Genomic DNA, 6,816 nt, shown 5'->3' on the forward strand with positions numbered 1-6,816 from the left:
TAATGCCATGCTGTTACGCATCTCCTCAGAATTTTAATATAAACAATGAGTGGACGCGCGACGTTCAAATTCTACAGCCAAACTCTTGAGCATCAATACCCCGACATTCAAAAAAACGGCTTAGTTATCTGGTAATTGCCACTTAAGTATCATTGATACTGCAGACCAGAAGCGCTACCAGTTGGCTATCGGTTTGAGGCTACCGTTAGCTTAATTACTGAACTGCGGCAAGCTTCAAGCCTAATGTCGTTTCATCTACAAAACCTGCCATTATCTCTACATCAGCAACAACCTGTTTGTATACTTTACCGGTTTCTAACGTGTTATATATACTTTTGATGAGGTCTTGTGCGTTGACTTTATTTTGTAGCTGAAATACTGAACCAATATAGATAAACTTCGCCACCAGAGTCTTATCTAAACATTCATCCTTTCGGTCATAAGGAAACATTAAGACTATCTCAATAACCATATCTCTACTGTTTTTCTCAATAGTCACAATGTCTACGTGCAAACACTCATTAGGGTATGTGTACTCGAAAACATTCATTGGACTATCAATTTCGTCAGCTAGATAAGCTACGTCGCTAGCCGAAGAGAGATTTAATTGTTGGGCTGCACTACCATCTATTTCACGAGCAAGCTGTATTTCCGCCTCAAACTCACTAGCTTCTTTTCCAGTGAGATTACCAATATAGTCTTGCAGCGAAGATACTGTAACATCTTCCTTCCGAACGATTAGTTCTTTATCGATCGCATCCGAAACTTCATTGTAAAAGTTATATAAATTAACAATACTGACATCGGTTGTATTTATATTCCAACCATCAGTTTCACTTAAAAAAGCCTCTCTGGGAAAAAGTAAAAGAAGTAACAACAATTTTATTTTACGCAAAATCAAATGCTCCCTATATATCTCTAGCGGAACCCCTCATAATCTTCCCAAACCAACGATAAAGTGAAAATCCTAAGCGTTGGGATTCCTTCTTGAACGCTTTCATATCAGCCAATTACTTCACAGACTTGCGCATTTCATCTAATAACTTAAGGGACGCTTGGTAAAGTAACACTTCCATATCCTGATTGTTATATAAAGATCCAAAGCGAAACAGCCCTCTAATGCTAAATAATCTTGAGATAAATTCTCGCCATGTAATTGACTGAGATACTTTAAAGGTCTTAATCGTCTTACCTGATTTCAAATGGTATAAGCGGGATACTAGTTTTATTTTAGGTCGCCAAAATATTGGTATGCTACCTGGCCCCCATCCTATAGCAAAGGCATCACCACCATGTAGAGTAACAATGACAACGTCCAACCCAATGTCGGACGACTTGGTTTCTTGAATAGACGTTATGCTAGTAAGGCAAAAGATATCTTCTAATTTACAGCGCATATGGTCTTGCAGCGAGCTACCACTGAAAGAAAAGAAGCGTTCAATTTTTGATAAATTATCTTCAGACACTACAGCCAAAGAGCCCAAATATACATTAGGCTTATCTGATTTGAACCAGTCAAAAAGCAAACTAAATCTCCTTTTAGCTTATAACGCTAACTTAAACCGCAGACAACGCACAAACAAAACCGCTGAATTACGCCTTAAACACTAAACTGACTTGAAGTGAAAGCACCAAGCGTTGTGAATCACTCTTAAATCTTGTTATGAGTCTAATTGGGACAGACACCATAACAACCCCAATAAGAGATCCTCAATATGTGTTAGCCGCTCATTCCCAGCTTGCTCAATAGGAACTTACGCAAGTCTCTCTCAGAACGCCTAACAAACAGAATAACTACTTTGTCGCCGTCTTGTTTATAGAAAATACGGCACGGACTAACTACAACTTCACGATAACTTAGATGTTCTAGTTCAAGCGGAATGCGACCCGATTCAGGGGAAGCCTCTAAGCGCTCGACTTTAGAAAAGATCGCTTGAACCAATTCTTTTGCAGCTGCGATATTTTCAAGTGCGATGTATTCAGCGATATCATTGAGGTCAGATAGCGCTGGCTCAGTCCAGATTATTTCAGCCATTTTGACATTTTGTCCTTGGCTTCATCGTGACTCACCACTTTACCGTCAGCTAATGCACGTTCACCTCGTGCAATCCCCTCAAGAATCGCCAAACGATTTTGCATAAACTCGTAATCATCAACATCAACCAGATATGCCGATGGCTTACCATGTTCGGTAATTAACACTGGTTCTTTAGTTTCGTGGAGATCGGCAAGGATTTTTGTTGCTTGGCGCTTGAGTGATGTAACGAGTTCTACTTTCATGAGAGCTGCTCTAAAGGAATACTAAAGTGATACTATTCTATCACTTTGAGTATAGCAATCTCCATGACGGCTAACATTCTTGATAACAGGCAGCCTCATTTTCTCTCTACCTGCTTTCTAGTCGATAACTTTGTTGTTCGAAAAGCATTGGCTGATCACGCAGCCAATAGGAATTATTGCCTATTGACAGGCAGAAGGCTCATTTGTGTCATAAGCGTGATTAGGAGTAGTGTTCCATCAATATCTAGCATTACATGATGTTTCATTTTAGTCCTTTTAAACTTATAACATTTTTATTAGTTGGCTATTCCCAAGGCTTCACGGTAATGTCAGGCCAACGCTTACGATAGCCATCAACCATTTGGTTGTAGCTTTCGCGCGTCATGGCAATGGGGTTTGGCTTTACCCGTTTATTGAATGCATCAGTTAGCCCATAAGGCGAGTAAATACGCATTGTACCGTTTGAATTTAACCTAAATCCGATCGCAAATGCAGATAACCAAGAATCAATGCCATGCTCTGCTTTTGTATATGCAGATATAGTTTGGCCACACCTATGAGGGTACCATTCATGAACACGTGCTTGGTTTACCACATCAATTGGGATTTTATGGTTCACGACACTGTTAATTCGGCTGCTGTAGCTTTCTTCATTAGATGTACTAGCGATATCGAAGTAAATAATATCGAAGTCCTTAACATTCTTGAGTGGACTTTCACCTGATAGTGAGTTCCAAATCAATTGTGTGACTGAACCTCCAGCAATATAGTAATCAGGTAATCCAACCTCAATGCATGCTTGTGCAGTTTCCATTAGCTCAGGAGTATTTCTAATTAACTTTTCTAGTTGACGTTCTAACATGTTCCCCCAGTTAACTAACGCCCTGTAGGGGTAAGCAACGCAATACAAAAGCCGCCGCATACCACCTTAATCACTTAAATCAACGCATAGTGAAAATGCCACGCGCACCAAGTCCTTCTTCAACGCTTTATTAGCTGTTTACCCTTCAGCTTCAAAATGAGCAAACACTTCAGCACCAGTCATATTCTGAGTTTCGTTTTTGAAATCATAATATTCGGGCTTCTCATCAACAAATATTTGATGAGTAAACTGAAAATGGTCTTCGCCTTGAAGTAAGCCAACTGGCAGGTGGTACTGATTTGCAGGCTTAAGGTAATAAAACAGATGTGTTCCACACTTATTGCAAAACCCTCTGTCTGCCCACTCTGAGGATGCGTATCTTGTGATACTTTCTTCACCTGTTATTTGTACTGAATCAGCACAATCGATGGCTAGCATTGGACCACCGCCCCAATTGCGACATATGCTACAGTGACATGCCGCCACCTCATTACTAACATATTCAACTTCTAGTGCGACTGAGCCACATAAACATTTAGCATGACCTTTCATAAATCCTCCAATAACTTATAGGTAGACACTTTTTAACAGCTAACGCCGGGTTCTTACGAATCCCTTCATAATTTCTCTATCGATACATTCAGGACACACACCAAAGGGCTTAATTACGTAAACGCTGGCTTGCCATATCGAGCAAAACTGCAGAAATTGAAATATTCGTCTTCGATTTGTGGCAACCAATCTCTAGTCATTTGGTCAAAGTGAGGGATACAAGTCATTGGATACTTGGCATCGCCATCAATCACCGAAACCAAAATTTCCCCTAGCTCCCCGGCCAAAATTTCATTGGCAAGTGGATCCTTACATTCGACTAGCGCTCTTTTTAAACAAACCGCAGAATCATAGACCAAAGATTTTTGCTCAGCGGTGAAATTCATAGCTTCTCCTTAATCACATAACGCCGCGGATGAGCAACGCTAAATTCGACTAAACTCAGGACACACACCAATAGTCTTCTGAACTCACTAAGCACGCCGGACTTCATACCAAAAATGCCGAGTGCAATGCATCACTTTGATTATTACGTATGGTTAACAAGCACTCAAATCGCACGATTTAATTAAATTAACCATTTTGTGCGACTAGCTATAATCTTACTGTAATTCCAAACTTGGAGATTGAGCATGCAAACACTAACAGCAAATGATGCTAAACGTAACTTTGGTGAGCTGCTTCTAATCGCTCAACGTGAGCCAGTAAAGATTAGCAAAAACAGTAAAGATGCCGTGGTGGTAATGTCTATCAAAGACTATGAAGAACTAGAGGCAATGAAAGCTGATTACCTTAAACATTGTTTCGAGTCAGCTAAACAAGACTTAGCACAAGGCAATGTAGTTGATGGTGAAGATTTCCTAAACGCCTTGTAACCCACTATGCAAAAGAATAAGTACAAGCTGAGTAAATTGGCTCAGGCTCATTTACGAAAAATTAAAAGCTATACCATCAACAACTTTTCTGAAATGCAGTGGAACAACTATAAAGATACATTGTTAACGAAACTAATTGGGACAGACACCTTAACACTATGACAAGTCATAGGCAGCGGCGAAGTCGCAACAAGAGATCCTCAATATGTGTTTGTGGTAAGCAATACTTAATGACCGAAATGACAAAGCGAAGTAGATAACTTTGTTGTTTGAAGAGCATTGGCTGCTCACGCTGCTATTAGGATGTTATTGCCTATTGACAGGCAGAAGGCCATATGAGTTTTGCTGCTGTTACGAGGACCTCGTTGCTAGCTTTTTGTACACTGCATCTTTGTCTCTTTTACCAATAGCCAACACATACACCACGATTTCATCGTCGATCACTTCGTAGGCTAAACGATAACCCGCAGTACGTAGCTTGATCTTGTAAACTGAGTCATAGCCGCGAAGTTTAGATGCGGGAACATGCGGATTTTCGAGACGTTCTTTAAGCTTCTTTTTAAACTGACTTTGAATTGGTGGAGCTAACTTGCTCCACTCTTTCTTCGCGGCAGGTAGAAATTTAAGCTTATAAGTCATCGATATTTACTTCAACCGCTTCAGATAACTCACCGCGACGACTTTCAACAAGTTTAGCCAGCTCGTAATCATCGAGCATATCCATCAGAAACTCATAAGTTTCCGCAGGAACAAGATAAGCTGCTGGCTTATTGTGGTTCAGAATAGCAATAGCAGAACCATCAGCTTCATTTAGCAAAGCGGTAGGATTTTTCTTTAACTCAGAAATACTTGCTGAATAATCAGCTAAAACCTGTCTCATAACAACACCAATTCAGCACTTAAATAAGTGCTAATTTTAGACCTTATTTTCAGTCTAGACCAGAAGTTTCTGATTGTAGATATAACATTTTTAATAACAGGAAGCCTCGTTTTTCTCTCTACCTAGCTTACCACCAACCTATCATATGTTACTAAAAATTAACGTAAATTTACCAAGCTATACATTCTGTCATTATATAAATACGATCGGATGAATTCAGGACACACACCAAAGGGCTTGATTGCATGTGTGCGAAACATGGTAATACTCAATTCGATGCTAAGAGATGGCGTCGTGTGGGTTGAGAATACAGCTAAAATTAGCTATTAGTGCTATCGTCGTTTGTTCGCCCTTTACAACAAAGGAAACCATGGGCTTAAATCCTTTAAGCGATGTCCTTTATAGTGTTTAGAGTTAGCGATTGCCTGATAAGAACTAGTTAAACTCACTGTGGCTGGAATAATGAGCAAACAGAGTAGCCACTGAACTGGATCCGAAAAGCCTAGTACCATTGCCAATAAATTAGCAGAGCATAATACCAAAACGCCCCAATTCCATCTGATCATTGCTCTCTTAAATCTGCAGTATCCTGCCCAATCATAAACAACCCAGTCATTTGAGAACTCTCCACATTGAGAACACTTTTGGCTAAGAGGAATCGATTCAGATTTTGCATTGCAGTTTGGGCAACATCCTTTCATTACTACATGTACCTTTTCGAGAGGGCTAACATCCTTAACAACAGGCAGTCTGGTTTTCCTCTCTGCCCAACTTATTAGCAAACTATCATAAGTGACTAAAAATTAATGTAAATACACAGAACCATACAGCCTATCAATATATAAAAGCGAGCGTGTGGGTTATCTTAGTAAGAAGAGTAAAAATTCTATTACTAATAATAATTTAGAGCGACCACCCTACTCCAAAGCTCAGTGATTCTGTGCCTGCTCGTTGATGGCCAATCAACGCGAGGTGAGAGTTTGCTCTGCCTTAAGCGTTTTCACGATGCCGTCTCGCTGACTATCGCTCAATGGAAACCAACGGTTTTTCTGGATCTGCGGTTCAGACAGTACCTCAAGCAATGCATCTGGGCTCAGTTTCGCCTTCCCGTACGCTACCAGCTCAATCGGCTGTTCACACAAAGACTGCAAACGACAAATACATTGGTCAACGTCTTGGGTAAAACACAAGTTATAGGCATTTTGGTTCTGCATCTTAATTAAACAGAGATCGGTAGTGTCACAAGATGGGGAGCAGTGCTCGGTAAAGCGATTGAGTTGCGCTTGTCTAATAATTGCTTCGAGCCAGCTATATTTGGACGTTTGTTTAGGGTCGGGCCCATTGAGGAGCGTCGATAAATCACGCAT

10 protein-coding genes and 2 pseudogenes are annotated in these 6,816 nt (G+C 40.3%); 2 read left to right on the plus strand and 10 right to left on the minus strand.

The genetic code is table 11. The features are described from left to right. Window positions 1-214: 214 nt before the first annotated feature. The 7 genes from TW84_RS02600 to TW84_RS02630 all read right to left on the minus strand — a co-directional run bounded on the left by TW84_RS02600 (window position 215) and on the right by TW84_RS02630 (window position 4,080). A complete protein-coding gene (locus TW84_RS02600; RefSeq protein ID WP_045974120.1) occupies window positions 215-895 on the minus strand; it encodes a hypothetical protein in 681 nt (226 codons plus the stop codon). Window positions 896-1,010: 115 nt separating this feature from the next. Continuing rightward, window positions 1,011-1,526: a hypothetical protein gene (locus TW84_RS02605; RefSeq protein ID WP_045974121.1), complete on the minus strand. Its 516-nt coding sequence runs from the start codon at window positions 1,524-1,526 to the stop codon at window positions 1,011-1,013. Window positions 1,527-1,720: 194 nt separating this feature from the next. After that, on the minus strand, window positions 1,721-2,035 hold the full coding sequence (locus tag TW84_RS02610; protein WP_045974122.1) for a type II toxin-antitoxin system RelE/ParE family toxin: 315 nt from the start codon (window positions 2,033-2,035) through the stop codon (window positions 1,721-1,723). Then, window positions 2,023-2,280: a type II toxin-antitoxin system Phd/YefM family antitoxin gene (locus TW84_RS02615; RefSeq protein WP_045974123.1), complete on the minus strand. Its 258-nt coding sequence runs from the start codon at window positions 2,278-2,280 to the stop codon at window positions 2,023-2,025. The genes TW84_RS02610 and TW84_RS02615 overlap by 13 nt, the downstream gene beginning before the upstream one ends. A 304-nt stretch (window positions 2,281-2,584) precedes the next feature. Beyond that, the gene (locus tag TW84_RS02620; protein ID WP_045974124.1) at window positions 2,585-3,142 is read right to left on the minus strand and encodes a nucleotidyltransferase family protein; all 558 of its coding nucleotides are present in this window, start codon (window positions 3,140-3,142) and stop codon (window positions 2,585-2,587) included. Window positions 3,143-3,280: 138 nt separating this feature from the next. Next, window positions 3,281-3,694 (minus strand): GFA family protein, encoded by a 414-nt coding sequence (locus TW84_RS02625; RefSeq protein WP_045974125.1) that lies wholly within the window; start codon window positions 3,692-3,694, stop codon window positions 3,281-3,283. Between the two features lie 113 nt (window positions 3,695-3,807). Then, complete coding sequence (locus TW84_RS02630) at window positions 3,808-4,080, minus strand: hypothetical protein (protein WP_045974126.1); 273 nt, start codon at window positions 4,078-4,080, stop codon at window positions 3,808-3,810. Between the two features lie 246 nt (window positions 4,081-4,326). Here TW84_RS02630 and TW84_RS02635 point away from each other — a divergent pair, with 246 nt between their 5' ends. Beyond that, on the plus strand, window positions 4,327-4,569 hold the full coding sequence (locus tag TW84_RS02635; RefSeq protein WP_045974127.1) for a type II toxin-antitoxin system Phd/YefM family antitoxin: 243 nt from the start codon (window positions 4,327-4,329) through the stop codon (window positions 4,567-4,569). A gap of 6 nt (window positions 4,570-4,575) precedes the next feature. Next, a pseudogene (locus TW84_RS25015) lies at window positions 4,576-4,698 on the plus strand (type II toxin-antitoxin system RelE/ParE family toxin); the annotation flags it as partial. A 222-nt stretch (window positions 4,699-4,920) separates the two neighbouring features. On the opposite strand, the gene TW84_RS02645 reads toward TW84_RS25015, so the two are convergent. The 3 genes and pseudogenes from TW84_RS02645 to TW84_RS24520 form a co-directional block, all read right to left on the minus strand. Then, the gene (locus TW84_RS02645) at window positions 4,921-5,208 is read right to left on the minus strand and encodes a type II toxin-antitoxin system RelE family toxin (protein ID WP_045974128.1); all 288 of its coding nucleotides are present in this window, start codon (window positions 5,206-5,208) and stop codon (window positions 4,921-4,923) included. Continuing rightward, window positions 5,198-5,449, minus strand: a complete 252-nt coding sequence (locus TW84_RS02650) for a type II toxin-antitoxin system Phd/YefM family antitoxin (RefSeq protein WP_045974129.1) — start codon at window positions 5,447-5,449, stop codon at window positions 5,198-5,200. The genes TW84_RS02645 and TW84_RS02650 overlap by 11 nt, the downstream gene beginning before the upstream one ends. A gap of 962 nt (window positions 5,450-6,411) precedes the next feature. After that, window positions 6,412-6,816 (minus strand): annotated as a pseudogene (locus TW84_RS24520) (hypothetical protein); the annotation flags it as partial.

Source organism: Vibrio neptunius (assembly GCF_000967495.1).
In the GTDB taxonomy this organism is placed as follows: Bacteria; Pseudomonadota; Gammaproteobacteria; order Enterobacterales; family Vibrionaceae; genus Vibrio; species Vibrio neptunius.

Bases quoted from the DNA above. Each gene is read 5' to 3' on its own strand.
- TW84_RS02630 (WP_045974126.1), bottom strand. From the start codon at position 4,080: ATGAATTTCACCGCTGAGCAAAAATCTTTGGTCTATGATTCTGCGGTT.
- TW84_RS02645 (WP_045974128.1), bottom strand. From the start codon at position 5,208: ATGACTTATAAGCTTAAATTTCTACCTGCCGCGAAGAAAGAGTGGAGC.
- TW84_RS02650 (WP_045974129.1), bottom strand. From the start codon at position 5,449: ATGAGACAGGTTTTAGCTGATTATTCAGCAAGTATTTCTGAGTTAAAG.
- TW84_RS02635 (WP_045974127.1), top strand. From the start codon at position 4,327: ATGCAAACACTAACAGCAAATGATGCTAAACGTAACTTTGGTGAGCTG.
- TW84_RS02620 (WP_045974124.1), bottom strand. From the start codon at position 3,142: ATGTTAGAACGTCAACTAGAAAAGTTAATTAGAAATACTCCTGAGCTA.
- TW84_RS02615 (WP_045974123.1), bottom strand. From the start codon at position 2,280: ATGAAAGTAGAACTCGTTACATCACTCAAGCGCCAAGCAACAAAAATC.
- TW84_RS02610 (WP_045974122.1), bottom strand. From the start codon at position 2,035: ATGGCTGAAATAATCTGGACTGAGCCAGCGCTATCTGACCTCAATGAT.
- TW84_RS02625 (WP_045974125.1), bottom strand. From the start codon at position 3,694: ATGAAAGGTCATGCTAAATGTTTATGTGGCTCAGTCGCACTAGAAGTT.